Below are 14,494 nucleotides of genomic sequence, written 5' to 3'. Positions count from 1 at the left end.
CACTGGGCTTTTAAAAATACCCCCGGGGGTATTTTTTGGCCTCAGAATGGCATTAGCGGGCTTAAATCACGCATTCCTCGGTGAAGCGGGTGCCGTCGATCAGGCGTTCCGGTGACAAGGGGGACAGGTCCAGCGTCTGAAAATGGCCAGTGCTCAGGTATTCGGCAGTGGCGCGACCGGCGGCGGGGGCTTGCTGCAGGCCGTGACCGCTGAAGCCAGTGGCGATCCACAAATTCGGATATTCAGGATGCGGGCCGATGATCGCGTTGTGGTCGTGGGTGTTCATTTCGTAATAGCCAGCCCATGCGCGCTGCACACGCAGGGCTTCCATCGCCGGAATACGGGTCGCCAGCGTTTCCCACAGGGTTTGAAACTGATGATGGTCGGGTTCCAGCGGCAAGTCCGGTGTATCGGGTTCCGGTGGCATACCGGCAATCCAGTACGGACCTTCCGGCCGCAGCCACAGTCCGCTGGGATCAATCAGAAGCGGGCAGTCCGGCGTGCTGGCAGGGCTGGACAGCACAAACACGGTACGGCGGCGCGCTTCCACCGGTAGCACAAAGCCGGAAGGATCATGCAGACGGGCAGACCATGCACCGGCAGCATTCACCGCCACATCGCAGGCCAGACTTTGCCCGTCCTGCAACTGCACTGCCACAACACGTCCGTTCTGCACTTGCCAGCCGCTGGCTTCTGCCTGCACAAAGCGCACACCGAGCGCCCGTGCTTTGTTGCGTAAAGCCATCAGCAGCGCATAGCCGTCAAACCAGCCTTCGCGAGCGGTACCCAGCGATGCCAGCGCCAGATCAGCGGTCGCCAGCCACGGAAAACGCTGCTGCAAGGCTTCCGGTGTCAGCAGGCTGACCTGCGCTCCATGCGCAGTCTGACGTGCATGCAGACGGCGCAGCGTATCCGCACCGGCAGCGCTGGCCAGATACAGATAGCCGCGTTCACACAATTGCAGATCGACACTGTGCTGCGGCGTTGACAGCGTTTGCGCGGCATTGCTGAGAAAATCCCAGCCGAAGGCCGACATTGCGATATTCAAAGGCTGACTGAACTGCTGACGGATAGAGCTGGCAGACAAGGCCGACGAGGCACAGGTGTAGGCCGGATCACGTTCCAGCACCGTGATCTTCCATTGCGCACCGTATTGCTGTGCCAGAAAGTACGCAATGGCCGCACCAATCGCACCGCCGCCGGTGATCACAATTTGTTGCATCTCATCTCCTGTTGTTATTCTGCATTGTTCTGTTGCCGTACTGACATACCCCTGTGCTGGCAAAGCTGCTATGCTTAGTTTATGTGTAACTGAATGTAAAGGGTCGTTTGTGGCATCCCTGTTTGAGCGGTTTTTTAATCGTTACTTTGCCGGCCATCATACCCCGCCACCTGTGATGCCGGAAGCCGACCCTTTTGCCGACGATACGGCAGTCGCACCGCATACCGCTCCGCTGTTCCGTTTTGAAGAATTTCAGAAAATCAGTCAGGAAACTGCGGTTCCGCCTGTCTCCACACCGGCACCGGCGCGTGCCGCACTGCCACCCGCCCCGTTTCAGCACTGGTATCCGCGTGCGCCGGTTGATCCTTTGTTTTACGAATGGCTGCTGGGCTTTCCGCCTGCACGTCAGGCGCATCCGCAGGAACAGGAACTGACGAATACGCTGTATGAATTACTGAATGCCGATCCGGAACAGCAAACGCTGGTGCCGCGTATGCCCGGTATTATTCCGCCGCTGCTGTCCACACTGAGACAGGAACAGGCTTCCGTCAGCCAGCTGACTAAGCTGATCATGCGCGATCCGGCGCTGGTGGGTGAGGTGCTGCTGGCGGTAAATAATGTGGTGCATCACCATGTACAGAAAATCACCAGTCTCGATGCAGCCGTGCTGATGCTGGGTGAAGAAGGGTTGCGCTATGTGATTGCCAAAGTCGCTTTCCGCCCGATTCTGAATCTGCAGCAAGGCCCTTACAGCCGCCGTGCGGCGCCGGTGATCTGGGCGCAATCCGAAAAATGCGGTCTGGCCTGCCACGCGCTGAGCAGCCACGACGATGACACCGCGCCTTTTCATGCTTTTCTGGCCGGTCTGCTGCATCAGATCGGGCTGATCACGGTGTTCCGTGTGCTCGATCAGGAAGTACGCGATACATCAGTCCCGTTCAGCCTGAGCTTCTGTCTGTTGCTGCAAGTGGTGGCAAACACACTCAGCACCCGTATCGCAACGGACTGGGGCTTACCGGAAGATGTGATCACCGCGCTGCGTGAACAGATTCCGGGCAGCGATCAGAGTACTGTATCCACACTGGGCATATTGCTGCACAACGCAGACCTGATTTCCAAAATGCGCATGCTGATCAATCAGCAATTGCTGCGCAGTCAGGAAACCATCCTGCTGCACGGCCTGAGTGCGCAGGAAGCGTATTGCTACCGCCACCTTGATCATCTGAAACTGTTTGACCTGAACCTGTCTGAACCCGAGTCACATGACACCGGAGCCACCTGATCAGGTAGAATGCGCGCCTTCACTGAAAGGAAACGGATGATGGAATTTCCCCTGCTCGGCACTCTCAGCCATGATGCGGATTACGACTGGCTGGTCAGCGCACCGGTAGCCGTACCGGCACTGGATGGTCTGGAATGCGAATTTTTGCTCGAAGGCTATGCAGACGATGCGCATCCGGAAGAATTTCATGAAGCAGTCAGACGCTTTCTGAAAGCCGGCCCGGACATGCTGCGCGCCGCGCAGCAACATATTTATTACTACTATCTGGATTGCGCCAGACTGGCCAAATCCGAAAAACGCGACTGCCCGGACATTCAGCATGCAGCGCAGCTCTGGGATCATCTGGAATTCGGTGCAGAAATTCTGGTACGCCGCCGCACCAATGCGGAACAGGGTGTGTATCTGGTACTGGAATGCGATTGCGACTGGAATGAAGAAGACGGCCTGCAAATCGTGTTCCGCGAAGGTACTCACGTCAGCCGTGTCAGCGCCTTTGATGACTTCCTCAGCAATCAGGAAGTGTACGGCCTGGCCGAACTGGACGGCATTGTGTATCAAAGCCCGGGCTGATTAAAGCCACGTTTCACGCGGGTGCGAATCAAGGTCATGAAAAAAGCCGGTCAGCGAAAACTGACCGGCTTTTTGTTGCTGGTACGGCGTATTGCAGATACGGGCTTATTCGTAACGCAGACAATCCACCGGTAACAGCGATGCAGCGCGGCGTGCCGGATAAAAGCCGAAGAAAATACCGACAAAGCTGGAGAATGCACAGGCAATCAGCACCGCATCCCAGCCGATATCCACCGTAATCTTACCGGTCGCTGTAATACCGGCCGCCCCCAGACTGGCCAGCAACACGCCGACCATACCGCCGACCAGACAAATTACCACCGCTTCGGTCAGAAACTGCAGCAACACATCACGCGGCCGTGCACCGATCGCCATACGGATACCGATTTCGCGGGTACGCTCAGTGACCGATACCAGCATGATATTCATAATGCCGATGCCGCCCACAATCAGCGAAATCGCGCCGATGGCACCGAGCAATGCTGCCAGACCGGTACTGATCTTGGCGCCGGCTTCAGCAATCGAAGCTAGATTATCGATACGGAAATCATCTTCCTGTTCACCACGGATGCGGTGACGGTCGCGCAGCATTTCCTTGATATCTTCCTGCGCATCAGCCATCTGCTTATCGTTCTTGCCCTGCGCAATCAGATAATGCACATTGCGCGGAAACGGGCTGCGGATCAGCGTGGCGCGTGCAGTAGTGATCGGAACCAGTACCATGTCGCCGACGTCACCACCGTCGAAAGAACGGCCTTCTCCTTCCAGCACACCGCTGACCTGAAACGGGACGTTATCGATCCGCAGATACTGACCAACCGGCTCGCTTTTATAGAAAAACTGTTCCGCGACTTTTTTACCGATCACCACAATGCGTGACGCAGAGCGGATATCCGAATCGCTGAACGCGGCGCCCTGCGCAACTTTCCAGTTACGCACCGTAAACATTTCCGGCGTGATACCAAGTACCGCATTATTCGAATTATCGTTACCGGCAGTGATCTGAAAGAAACCCTGCAGCGCGGCAGCGGCGCCGTTCAGGCTCGGCAATTCATTGAGTGCTTCCGCATCTTCTATCGATAAAGACGGTGCCGTACCGCTGCGGGCACGCACGCCCTGCGTACGGTTCGCACCCGGTGAAACAATCATCAGATTGCTGCCCAGCACTTCCAGTTCTTTGGAAATAAATTTCTTCGCGCTGTCGCCAACCGCCAGCATGAGCACCACTGACGTGATACCGATAATAATGCCGAGCATGGTCAGTGCCGTGCGCAGGCGGTTCGCATTCATGGCACGGAATGCTTCCACCATGACTTGCATCAGATTCATACTTCCTCCGTAAAATGCGAGGCCGCCAGCTGGCGTAAACCTTCTGCCGCCGGACCATCGTATAACACCAGCCCGTCTTTCAGCCGCACCAGGCGCTTCGCATAGGCCGCAATATCCGGCTCATGCGTGACCAGCACGATCGTGATCCCGCGCTCTTTGTTTAATTGCTGGAACGATTGCATGATATCGATGCTGGTACGGGTATCCAGATTACCGGTCGGTTCATCCGCCAGAATCAGCGGAGGATCCGCAACCAGCGCACGGGCGATGGCGACACGCTGCTGCTGACCACCGGACAATTGATTCGGCATCCGTTTCGCAAATTCGGCCAGTCCGACGCGCTCCAGTTCCTGCAAGGCTTTTTTGCGTGCTTTATCGCGACCGGCACCGGCGTAAATCAGTGGCAGCGCCACGTTTTCAGCGATGCTCATCCGCTTGATCAGGTTGAAACTCTGAAACACAAAACCGATTGTCTGATTCCGCACTCTGGCCAGTTCGGCACGCGATAAGGTCAGTGTGTCATTGCCATTCAGCAGATACACGCCGGAACTGGCCTGATCCAGACAACCGAGAATATTCATCAGTGTGGATTTACCGGAGCCGGACTGTCCCATCACCGCGACAAAATCGCCGTGCGGTATCTGTATATTCAAACCGTGCAGCACCGGGGTTTCTATGCCACCGGAAAAATAACTTTTACGGATATCACGAATCGTGATCAGGTCGGTGCTCATCCGTTTTCCCCGTTTTTGGCGGCAGAGCGGATAATCACTTTTTCACCGGCTTTCAGATCACCTTTCAGCACTTCGGTAAAACGGAAATTCGACAGACCGATCTGAATATCCACCGGCACTGCCTGATTTTTATCATCTAATTTGTATACTTTAAAAGTACGGGTCTGGTCACGGCGTGAGCGGAAGCCGATATCATCATCGGCATCGCTCGCTGCCGTTTTACTGGCACTGGCCGCGGCTGCAACTGCCGAAGCGGAAGCGCTGGCAGTTGCTTCTTTACGCTTGTTTTCTTTGGCCTGTTCTTCATCGCTGAGTTTGAAACGCAGGGCAGCGGTCGGAATCCGTAATACATTCTGACGCTGACCAACCACCACCCGCACCTGCGCGGTCATGCCCGGTTTCAGCAATTCATCTTTATTATCAACATCCAGCACCACGTTATACGTCACCACGTTTTGCTGTACATTGGCAGCCAGACGGAACTGGCGCAGCGTCGCTTCAAACTCGCGGTCAGGATAAGCATCGACCACAAAACGGGCTGGCAAGCCATCTCGCAGCGCACCGACATCGGCCTCAGAAACATTGGTATCGATCTGCATTTTGGTCAGATCACGGGCGATCTGAAACAGATTCGGCGTCTGGAAAGCGGCCGCCACCGTCTGACCGATATCGATCGTCCGTTTGATGATCACGCCATCAATCGGCGAACGGATCACGCTGTTATTTAGATTCGCCACCGCATTATCCAGCTGCGCACGCGCGACTTTGATATTGGCATCCGCCACTTCCAGTTCACGCTTACTCTGATCCATGGCGGAACCGGACACAAAATTCTGTGCCTGCAAACGCTGGTTACGTTCCAGATTGGCCTGCGCCAGACGGCGGTTCGCTTCCGCAGATGCCAGACTGGCCTCCGCCTGTTTCACCTGTGCATTGAAAATAGTCGGGTCCAGCTTCAGCAAGACCTGCCCTTTTTTGACGCGGTCATTAAAGTCAGCGTTCAGTTCAGAAACCTGACCGGACACCTGCGAACCGACGTTGACCAGCGCCACCGGATTCAGCGTGCCGCTGGCAGTAACAGTCTGGGTCAGGTTACCGGTATCCACAACGGCCGTGCGGTAACGCGGCAACTGCTCTTTGGCTTTATCAGGCGACGATTTCATCATCACCACTGCACCACCACCCAGTGCCAGCAATACCGCTGCCACGATAACCCGTTTTTTCGTGAAAATTTGCATGTCAGAATCCGATCAGAAATCGCCGTGAGGCATCACCATTGCATCGCCACCTGTTGATTCAGGAGAGTTGCCATCATATGAGCTTTGCATGATGATTTGTCTGCTTCTGATGCGGTTTGGTTCCTTTTATGTTTCATTTTGCACAGTTAAATTTTTATTTGTGCTGATTTCACAAACAGGCTGATCATAAAAATGAAACAGAAAACTGATGCGGAAATACAACCCGCTTTCCCGTGATCGATGATCTGACATCTACCCGACACAATTACGGAGGAACATAAGTATTTTTATTCCGGCACTTCATGATCTGAAACATAACAAAATGCCCGTTCCCGATGCGAATTTTAAATTTCGGCTATGCTTAGGCGTTTCGTGACATAAACAGAATAAAAAAGGAACAACGTGAGCAAATTATTAACTGAACGTCTTGCCCTGCTGAGCCAGCCTGAACATTTGCATGTTCTGGGCGAGGGCTTGCGCGGCATCGAGCGCGAAACACTGCGCGTCCGTCAGGATGATGGTGCGCTCTCGTTGCGCCCGCATCCGGTGGCGCTGGGCGCGACGCTGACGCATCCGGAAATCACCACCGATTACGCGGAAGCCTTACTGGAATTCATTACCCCAGCGCTGCCGGATATTTCTGCAGCGCTGGAGCGCCTCGATCAGGTTCACCGTTTTGTACACGCTAATCTGGGTGAGGAAATGCTGTGGAGCCAGTCCATGCCCGGCGAACTGCCGTCGGAAGAAGCGATTCCGATTGCCTGGTACGGCACATCCCATATCGGCATGATCAAGCATGTGTACCGCCGTGGTCTGGCATTGCGCTACGGAAAAACCATGCAGTGCATTGCCGGTATTCACTACAATTTTTCGCTGTCGCCGGAAGTCTGGAAAATCATCAGCAAAGCCGAAGGACGCCGCGGTGATGCGCAGTATCTGCAATCAGAAAGCTATGTGGCGCTGATCCGTAATTTCCACCGTTTCAGCTGGCTGCTGATGTATCTGTTCGGCGCTTCTCCGGCGATTCCGCGCAGCTTCCTGCGCGGCGCACCGCATACGCTGGAAACACTTTCAGACGATACGCTGTATCTGCCGTATGCAACCAGTCTGCGCATGAGCGATCTCGGCTATCAGAATAATGCGCAGGATGGTCTGGTGCCGCCGTATAACACGCTGCTCGAATATATGCGCAGCCTGTCCAAAGCGGTGCGTAAACCGTATCCGCCGTATGAAGCGATCGGCACGCAGAAAAACGGCGAATGGGTGCAGATCAATACCAATGTGCTGCAGATTGAAAACGAGTTTTACGCGACGATACGTCCTAAGCAAGTGATACGCAGCGGCGAACGTGCCGTGGAAGCCTTGTGCGCGCGCGGTGTGCAGTACATCGAGGTGCGCTGCATGGATGTGAATCCGTTTGATCCGCTCGGCATCAGTCTGGAAACCGCGCGTTTCCTCGATGTCTTCCTGACCTATTGCGCCTTGCAGGACAGTCCGCTGACCAGTGAAGCCGAAGGCAGTATCAATCAGGCTAACTTCAGCGCCACCGTGCGTGAAGGCCGTCGTCCGGGTCTGCAGTTGCAGCGCGGTGACGCGCAGGTCAGCCTGCAGGCATGGGGACTGGATCTGATCGCTGCGATGGAGCCGGTGGCAGCCTTGCTTGATCAGCAGCATGGCGGCAGCGCGCATCGTGACAGTCTGGCAGTGCAGAAAGCGCGTCTGGACAATCCGGATCTGACGCCGTCAGCGCAAGTGCTGAAAGCCATGACAGCGCACGGCAATTCCTATCTGCGCTTTGGTCTGGCGCAAAGCCAGCAACTGGCACAGCAATTCCGTGACCGTCCTTTATCAGCGGAACAAACCCAAAGCTTCACTGCGGCAGCACACAAATCATTGCAGGAACAAAGCACCATCGAGCAACAGCAAAGCGGTGACTTTGACAGCTTTATTCAGGATTACCGCTCCCGCACTTCTGAGCAGCTTTGCTGCGACGAGTAAGTCACTCTGATGGCTGCAGGCTGAAACACCTGCAGCCCGCCCGCCTGCCGCATACCACCTGAACCGCAAACCTGCGACTGCACGTGCTGACACTGCCTGAAAGCGCGGTTTCCGGTCTGTGCTGACCTGTTTTTAGTCTGTTTTTGAGCTGTTTTTGACCAGAATGCGGAGTTCTGCATAGCGATCTGGCGGTCGTCGGCAGAAACTCTGATCGTCCCAAAAATACAAATGACGATATTTGCATAATACAGGCCATAGGGAGCCCCCTTACACCACGCTGGCTGCGTCAGGCCGGGCTGGCTCCGGCATTCTCTGTCAGCCACGTCTGCGCCAGCTGGCCCACATACCGGCGTCCGGGATTAGCACCGGCGATCCAGTCTTCCGGCGGGAATAAATCGAACAGTCCGACCTTGAAAAGGGTAGGAATCGCACAGCGCAACTCCTGCTCCACTTGTCCGCGCTGCCCCTGGTTATAAAGCAAAATATTGACAAGCATGGTTGCCACCGTACCGGTTTGTACGCGACTGCCATCCTTCAGCATCACGAGTGGTAATTGCTCGCCCTCGCTGAGAATTTTCTGATTAATTCCGGCCAGAGTGGCTGTGTGATCTGGTGTTTGCATGCATAACTCCATCAAAAAACCGGCGCGCATTGCCGGAAAAAATGGCCCGCTGGCGATGATGGCTGGGGAGTGAAAGCAAGGTGCAGAAGGAAGTAAGCACCGCTGCCTGTTATGCAGATAGTGTTTGTCAGAGAATATTCAAGCGGTATGGATGAAAGACGTTCCGGCACATCGTGCGCAGTTTGCGCGGTTGGGGCAGCTCTTAAAGCTCAGACCCAGAACTTCCAGAACGGTTTTTTGCCGGTATCGTCGGGAACGGTGTCGCCGATTAAGCCCATTCTGATCAGGCATTCCTGATGCGTCAGGCCTTTACCGCGCAGCCATGCGTAGTAGTACTCCTGCGGCATTTTGAAGCGCAGGTTAAACGGATTCGGCAAATGCGCCTTCACCAGTTCCTGATAATCCTGCCACTCAGGAACTTCATCATGATTTTTGTCTTTCAGGCGCCGCACAAAAGCCATCGCCTGATCAATGATCAGCGTATCCATACCGGACTCAGAATCGGGGCAAGCGTTAAGCTTACCTTTTTCGCCACACGGTATGCGCTAATCTTCACCGGCTTTGCGCTGCATACAACAAAAAAACCGCCGTAACAACGGCGGTAAAAAGGGAGATCAAGCAGTACGACGGAGAACTCAGTCTTTTTCAAACATATTGCCGAAACTACCGAGCACCGAACCCTGTTCAGATTTACTGCCACCCATGGCGGTGCTGACAATCTGATTCGCCAGACGGGAGAATGGCAGCGATTGCAGCCAGACTTTGCCCGGTCCGCGCAGTGTGGCAAAGAAAATGCCTTCACCGCCAAACAAGGCCGTTTTAACGCCACCGACAAACTGAATATCGAAATCCACATCCGGTGTGAACGCAGCCACGCAGCCGGTATCCACACGCAGAACCTGACCCGGTTGCAGGGTTTTCTCAATGATGGTGCCACCGGCGTGGATAAAAGCCATGCCGTCACCTTCCAGCTTTTGCAGAATAAAACCTTCGCCACCAAAGAAACCCGCACCCAGTTTGCGCTGGAAACCGATGCCCAGCGAAACACCGCGTGCAGCGCACAGGAAGGCTTCCTTCTGGCACATCAGCGTGCCGCCAAGCTGGGACAAATCCATAGGCACAATCTTGCCCGGATAGTTAGCACCGAAAGCGACGCGGCGCTTGGTAAAGCTGTCCTGATTGGTATAAAGGGTAGTGAACAGGCTTTCTCCCGTCACCAGACGTTTGCCCGCCCCCAGCAACTTGCCGAAGATACCGCTCTGGCTGGCAGAACCGTCACCGAATATGGTTTCCATCCGGATGCCGTCTTCCATGTAGAACATGGTACCGGCCTCACCGATCGCCGCTTCACCGGGATCGAGTTCGATTTCCACAAACTGCATGTCATCGCCATAAACACGATAATCCACCACATCCATTGCCATTCCGGTCTCCTCAAAATTGCCTGTGCAGGCGTTCTGTACACGCTGCGCATTGTAGGCAGGCAGCATGCATTTGAGGACGGTAATCGCAGCGCAGATTTACCGGATCATTTACCAGAATTTCCAGAAACTTTTTTTCTCCGTCGGCGCTTTCTTACGTACCGGTAAACCCATACGTTCCAGACACTCTTCATGGGTCATCCCTTTGGCACGCAGAAATGCGTAATAGTATTCGTGCGGCATTTTAAAGCGCCGGTCGGAAGGATCTGAAAGCAGGTTTTTGACCATGTCCTGATAGCGGTTCCAGTCCGGCAAATCGCCGTGGTTTTTTTCGGTGATTTGCTTGACGTATTCCAGCGCACGGTCAATTTTCAGGTTATCCATTTCCCCTCCTTATCAGCCGGAATACCAACGTCGTATCAACTTCCGTTTCGGAAATACTCCGTCGGAGCCCGTTAACCAATATGGCAGAAAAAAGACGGTTTTGCCGAATTTCCTGCTTTTAACACCATATAGAAAATGCTGGTTCCAGCCAGCGGCCCGGATGGCAGACGGGCGTATCCCGGAATGTGTCCGCCGACCTGCCAGCCCAGACTGCGATACAGCAGTGCAGCCGCACTGCCGGTTTCTGTATCCAGCACCAGTAAGCTTTTTCCGACTGCCCGCGCCTCCTGCTGCGCATGCAGCATCAGCGCCCGTGCAATACCTTTTCTGCGCTGATGACTGAACACCAGCAGCTTGGCGATTTCAGCACGGTGCGGCTGGTTATCCGGCATGTCGGTGATCAGCTGTACGGTGCCCGCCAGCCTGCGCTGCGCATCCAGCGCCACCCACAAACGACGCTCACCGGTGGCGACACCCGTCTGTACTTTGTGCCAGAACGCAGCGGCTTTTTCTTCTGTCAGGTCTGCCATAAATCCGACTGAAGCCCCATGCAGCACACAGTCCGTCAGCAACTGAATCAACTGCGGCAGATAAGCCTGAATGGCGGCCGCATCGAATTCACTGTATGTAAAAGACAAAGCGTGCGAACTGAATGCATTGCTCACCGCCGACTGACTATCTGCGCTCATCACTGGTCTCCGGAAAAATCTGTTACCCGATAAAAATCACTTACTGCATACCAACAATGGAAAGCAAACAGAATGCCAGCCGGCTTCACACCAAGAACAGAAACGGACTGTTTTTCCTGAGCCAGGCTGCACAAAGCTGAGGCAAACCGACAACAAAACTGAACAAACACCGCCATTAATGCCACAATGGGTATCCTCCGGTTGCACCAATGCGGCGCACGTACAATGCAAACGCTTGCAAAAACCGGATTAGCTGGCTACCTGCGGCACGGTACAAATTCCATTTGAAATGCGTTTTGCTCATGCCATCACTGCCTGAATTACGTGAACTGGAAACCATCCTGCATCAGTCAGGGCACCATGCTGATGTCAGTGTGCTTTGTCATGTACTGACGAAACATAAGCGTTTTCCGGTGTATAAAATTGCGCTCGGCAATCCGGATCCTTCACTGCCTGCGATTGGCTTTTTCGGCGGCATACACGGACTGGAACGCATCGGTACTCAGGTATTACTGGCATTTCTGCGCGGCACCTTATCGCGCCTGCGCTGGGATGTGAGTCTGCAGCATATGCTGGAACATATCCGGATTGTGTTTATTCCTCTCATCAATCCCGGCGGCATGTGGCTGGGTACGCGCGCTAACCCGAACGGGGTCGATCTGATGCGTAACTCACCGGTGGAAGCGCGCGAAAAAGTACCGTTGCTGCTGGGCGGGCACCGCGTCAGCAAGATCCTGCCGTGGTATCGCGGCCCCGCCGGACAGGAAATGGAAGCCGAAAATCTGGTGCTGGCGGAAACTGTCCGTCAGGAGCTGATGGGGCGTCCATTCAGTCTGGCCATCGATTGCCATTCCGGCTTTGGCTTGCGTGACCGCGTCTGGTTTCCGCTGGCACATACGGCAGATCCGATTCCGCATCTGGCCGAAGTCATCGCGCTGGAAGAATTATTTGAACAAACTCACCCCAGTCACCGTTATCTGTTCGAGCCACAAAGCCTGCAATACCGCACGCATGGTGATATCTGGGATTATTTATATCTGGAAGCGCTGCAACAGCCGCAGCATTGTTTTCTGCCACTGACGCTGGAAATGGGTTCGTGGCTGTGGGTCAAAAAAAATCCGCGCCAGTTATTTTCCAGACTGGGCATGTTTAATCCGGTTGCTGAACACCGGCTGCACCGCGTATTACGGCGTCATACTTCCTGGCTGGATTTTTTAATGCGCGCGAGCTGCGGTTACCAGAGCTGGCAAGCCAGCGGTCCACGGCGGCTGCGCTTGCAGGAGCAAGCTGTACGCCGCTGGTTCAATCCCTGAACGGAGCTAAGAAGCGATGACCTGGGTTTTATTGCGCGGACTGATGCGTGAACAAAGGCACTGGGAAAATTTTCCCGCACGGCTGGCTGCTGCGTATCCGGATGAAAGAATACTGACACCGGATTTCCCCGGCAATGGCAGCCGCTGGCAAGAAACCAGTCCGACCCGCATCAGCGCCATGACGGATTTTCTCAGAGAAGAACTGAAACGCGAAAATGCTGATCAGCAACCGGTCAGTGTGATTGCAATTTCACTGGGCGGCATGGTCGCCACCGACTGGATCAGCCGTTTTCCGCACGAAGTGCGCAGACTGGTGCTGATCAATACCAGCCTCGCCGGATATCATCCGTTTTACCGGCGGCTGAAGCCGGAAAATTATCCGGCCTTACTGGCTCAGCTGTGGCAACGTCAGCCTGCGCAAAGGGAGCGTTTATTACTGAGCCTGACCAGCCAGCATCATCAGCAAAATCCCGCTGTACTGGATCGCTTCAGCAGCTATGCGCAGGAATATCCGGTAACCCGTAAAAACGCCCTGCGCCAGCTCAGTGCGGCCATTCGCTTTCATGCGCCGCGGCAAACACCGGCAGTCCCTTTACTGATACTCGCAGGCGCCAAAGACCGGCTGGTTGACCCCGGCTGCAGCCTGAGTCTGGCGCAGCACTGGAAAGCCAGTTGCGCCGTCCACCCTGATGCCGGGCACGATTTACCGCTGGATGATCCGGACTGGATCATCCACCAGATACGTCAGTGGGCAAGTTCGCCCTGACTCAGTCAGCGCGGCGTTTAGCGGCCAGTGCATTTCCTGCGCGGCTGGCTGCAGGACGGCCAAGATGGGCCGAGATAAACTGCCCGGCATCCACAACCTGATCCAGATCGATACCGGTGCGTATACCCAGTCCGTGCAGCAAATACAGCACATCTTCCGTTGCCACATTACCGGTTGCCCCTTTGGCATACGGGCAGCCACCGAGACCCGCAACGCTGGAATGGAAAATGGTGACACCGGCTTCCAGACTGGCGTAAATATTCGCCAGTGCCTGACCGTAAGTATCATGGAAATGACCGGCAATTTGTGTCAGCGGAAATTCCGAAGACACGGTCTGCATCACTTGCTGTACATGGCGCGCGGTACCGGTACCAATGGTGTCCGCAATATCGATTTCATCACAGCCCAGATCACGCATACGGCGCACCACATCTGCCACCGCAGCAGGTGCAACGCTGCCCTGATACGGGCAACCGAAAGAACAACTGATACTGCCGCGCAGACGAATGCCATTTGCTTTGGCAGCCGCAGCCACATCCTGAAAACGGGCAATCGATTCTTCTATCGAACAGTTGATATTTTTTTGTGCGAAGGCTTCCGATGCGGAACTGAAAATCACTACTTCTGCGGCACCGGCAGCGAGCGCTGCTTCGAAGCCCTTCATATTCGGTGTCAGCGCAGAATAAATCGTGCCTTCACGACGGGTAATACCTGCCATCACTTCCGCTGAAGTCGCCATCTGCGGCACCCATTTCGGCGATACAAACGATGCCGCTTCAATGTTGGCAAATCCGGCATTACTCAGACGATTCACCAGCTCAATTTTGACTTCGGCAGGAATCGCTTCTTTTTCATTTTGCAATCCGTCGCGCGGGCCGACTTCCACCAGTTTGACGTATTCAGGTAAGGTCGCAGACATGATTTTC

At 54.8% G+C, this 14,494-nt stretch carries 15 protein-coding genes; 5 read left to right on the top strand and 10 right to left on the bottom strand.

Annotated elements, in window-relative coordinates:
- Positions 1-61: 61 nt before the first annotated feature.
- Complete coding sequence (locus tag KDM89_RS00455; protein WP_212686000.1) at positions 62-1,222, bottom strand: NAD(P)/FAD-dependent oxidoreductase; 1,161 nt, start codon at positions 1,220-1,222, stop codon at positions 62-64.
- 109 nt (positions 1,223-1,331) lie between these two features.
- On the opposite strand from KDM89_RS00455, the gene KDM89_RS00450 reads away from it, so the two are divergent.
- The gene (locus KDM89_RS00450; protein ID WP_212685999.1) at positions 1,332-2,504 is read left to right on the top strand and encodes an HDOD domain-containing protein; all 1,173 of its coding nucleotides are present in this window, start codon (positions 1,332-1,334) and stop codon (positions 2,502-2,504) included.
- 36 nt (positions 2,505-2,540) lie between these two features.
- Positions 2,541-3,074, top strand: a complete 534-nt coding sequence (locus KDM89_RS00445; protein ID WP_212685998.1) for a DUF6985 domain-containing protein — start codon at positions 2,541-2,543, stop codon at positions 3,072-3,074.
- A 105-nt stretch (positions 3,075-3,179) separates the two neighbouring features.
- Here KDM89_RS00445 and KDM89_RS00440 read toward each other — a convergent pair whose 3' ends face one another.
- The 3 genes from KDM89_RS00440 to KDM89_RS00430 are packed head-to-tail and all read right to left on the bottom strand — an operon-like array spanning position 3,180 to position 6,375.
- Positions 3,180-4,403, bottom strand: coding sequence for an ABC transporter permease (locus tag KDM89_RS00440; protein WP_230427595.1), 1,224 nt, complete (start codon positions 4,401-4,403; stop codon positions 3,180-3,182).
- Positions 4,400-5,137, bottom strand: coding sequence for an ABC transporter ATP-binding protein (locus tag KDM89_RS00435; protein ID WP_230427594.1), 738 nt, complete (start codon positions 5,135-5,137; stop codon positions 4,400-4,402). The genes KDM89_RS00440 and KDM89_RS00435 overlap by 4 nt, the downstream gene beginning before the upstream one ends.
- Positions 5,134-6,375: an efflux RND transporter periplasmic adaptor subunit gene (locus KDM89_RS00430; RefSeq protein ID WP_212685997.1), complete on the bottom strand. Its 1,242-nt coding sequence runs from the start codon at positions 6,373-6,375 to the stop codon at positions 5,134-5,136. The genes KDM89_RS00435 and KDM89_RS00430 overlap by 4 nt, the downstream gene beginning before the upstream one ends.
- Positions 6,376-6,777: 402 nt before the next feature.
- Here KDM89_RS00430 and gshA point away from each other — a divergent pair, with 402 nt between their 5' ends.
- Complete coding sequence (gene gshA / locus KDM89_RS00425; protein ID WP_212685996.1) at positions 6,778-8,373, top strand: glutamate--cysteine ligase; 1,596 nt, start codon at positions 6,778-6,780, stop codon at positions 8,371-8,373.
- A 286-nt stretch (positions 8,374-8,659) separates the two neighbouring features.
- Here gshA and KDM89_RS00420 read toward each other — a convergent pair whose 3' ends face one another.
- The 5 genes from KDM89_RS00420 to KDM89_RS00400 all read right to left on the bottom strand — a co-directional run bounded on the left by KDM89_RS00420 (position 8,660) and on the right by KDM89_RS00400 (position 11,489).
- Positions 8,660-8,995, bottom strand: coding sequence for a DUF7709 family protein (locus tag KDM89_RS00420; protein WP_212685995.1), 336 nt, complete (start codon positions 8,993-8,995; stop codon positions 8,660-8,662).
- Positions 8,996-9,204: 209 nt separating this feature from the next.
- Positions 9,205-9,483: a hypothetical protein gene (locus tag KDM89_RS00415; RefSeq protein ID WP_212685994.1), complete on the bottom strand. Its 279-nt coding sequence runs from the start codon at positions 9,481-9,483 to the stop codon at positions 9,205-9,207.
- A gap of 147 nt (positions 9,484-9,630) precedes the next feature.
- Complete coding sequence (locus KDM89_RS00410) at positions 9,631-10,419, bottom strand: TIGR00266 family protein (RefSeq protein ID WP_212685993.1); 789 nt, start codon at positions 10,417-10,419, stop codon at positions 9,631-9,633.
- Between the two features lie 108 nt (positions 10,420-10,527).
- Complete coding sequence (locus KDM89_RS00405; RefSeq protein ID WP_212685992.1) at positions 10,528-10,800, bottom strand: hypothetical protein; 273 nt, start codon at positions 10,798-10,800, stop codon at positions 10,528-10,530.
- A gap of 71 nt (positions 10,801-10,871) precedes the next feature.
- The gene (locus KDM89_RS00400; RefSeq protein ID WP_212685991.1) at positions 10,872-11,489 is read right to left on the bottom strand and encodes a GNAT family N-acetyltransferase; all 618 of its coding nucleotides are present in this window, start codon (positions 11,487-11,489) and stop codon (positions 10,872-10,874) included.
- 302 nt (positions 11,490-11,791) lie between these two features.
- Here KDM89_RS00400 and KDM89_RS00395 point away from each other — a divergent pair, with 302 nt between their 5' ends.
- Entirely contained in the window at positions 11,792-12,802 is a 1,011-nt protein-coding gene (locus tag KDM89_RS00395) for a M14 family zinc carboxypeptidase (RefSeq protein WP_212685990.1), read from the top strand.
- 16 nt (positions 12,803-12,818) lie between these two features.
- Entirely contained in the window at positions 12,819-13,568 is a 750-nt protein-coding gene (locus KDM89_RS00390) for an alpha/beta fold hydrolase (protein WP_212685989.1), read from the top strand.
- A gap of 1 nt (position 13,569) precedes the next feature.
- On the opposite strand, the gene KDM89_RS00385 is transcribed toward KDM89_RS00390, so the two are convergent.
- Positions 13,570-14,487 carry a hydroxymethylglutaryl-CoA lyase gene (locus tag KDM89_RS00385; RefSeq protein ID WP_212685988.1) on the bottom strand — a complete coding sequence of 306 codons (918 nt, stop codon included), beginning with the start codon at positions 14,485-14,487 and terminating at the stop codon, positions 13,570-13,572.
- Between the last annotated feature and the right edge of the window lie 7 nt (positions 14,488-14,494).

The organism is Cognatundibacterium luofuense (assembly GCF_018139685.1).
In the GTDB taxonomy this organism is placed as follows: Bacteria; Pseudomonadota; Gammaproteobacteria; order Burkholderiales; family Burkholderiaceae_D; genus Undibacterium; species Undibacterium luofuense.
This window is presented reverse-complemented; position numbering and strand designations above follow the sequence as displayed.

What these genes read in the sequence shown, in the direction of transcription:
- KDM89_RS00435 (WP_230427594.1), bottom strand. Translation starts at nt 5,137, where the DNA reads ATGAGCACCGACCTGATCACGATTCGTGATATCCGTAAAAGTTATTTT.
- KDM89_RS00400 (WP_212685991.1), bottom strand. Translation starts at nt 11,489, where the DNA reads ATGAGCGCAGATAGTCAGTCGGCGGTGAGCAATGCATTCAGTTCGCAC.
- KDM89_RS00455 (WP_212686000.1), bottom strand. Translation starts at nt 1,222, where the DNA reads ATGCAACAAATTGTGATCACCGGCGGCGGTGCGATTGGTGCGGCCATT.
- KDM89_RS00430 (WP_212685997.1), bottom strand. Translation starts at nt 6,375, where the DNA reads ATGCAAATTTTCACGAAAAAACGGGTTATCGTGGCAGCGGTATTGCTG.
- KDM89_RS00410 (WP_212685993.1), bottom strand. Translation starts at nt 10,419, where the DNA reads ATGGCAATGGATGTGGTGGATTATCGTGTTTATGGCGATGACATGCAG.
- KDM89_RS00405 (WP_212685992.1), bottom strand. Translation starts at nt 10,800, where the DNA reads ATGGATAACCTGAAAATTGACCGTGCGCTGGAATACGTCAAGCAAATC.
- KDM89_RS00440 (WP_230427595.1), bottom strand. Translation starts at nt 4,403, where the DNA reads ATGAATCTGATGCAAGTCATGGTGGAAGCATTCCGTGCCATGAATGCG.
- KDM89_RS00445 (WP_212685998.1), top strand. Translation starts at nt 2,541, where the DNA reads ATGATGGAATTTCCCCTGCTCGGCACTCTCAGCCATGATGCGGATTAC.
- KDM89_RS00420 (WP_212685995.1), bottom strand. Translation starts at nt 8,995, where the DNA reads ATGCAAACACCAGATCACACAGCCACTCTGGCCGGAATTAATCAGAAA.
- KDM89_RS00395 (WP_212685990.1), top strand. Translation starts at nt 11,792, where the DNA reads ATGCCATCACTGCCTGAATTACGTGAACTGGAAACCATCCTGCATCAG.
- KDM89_RS00415 (WP_212685994.1), bottom strand. Translation starts at nt 9,483, where the DNA reads ATGGATACGCTGATCATTGATCAGGCGATGGCTTTTGTGCGGCGCCTG.
- KDM89_RS00390 (WP_212685989.1), top strand. Translation starts at nt 12,819, where the DNA reads ATGACCTGGGTTTTATTGCGCGGACTGATGCGTGAACAAAGGCACTGG.
- KDM89_RS00385 (WP_212685988.1), bottom strand. Translation starts at nt 14,487, where the DNA reads ATGTCTGCGACCTTACCTGAATACGTCAAACTGGTGGAAGTCGGCCCG.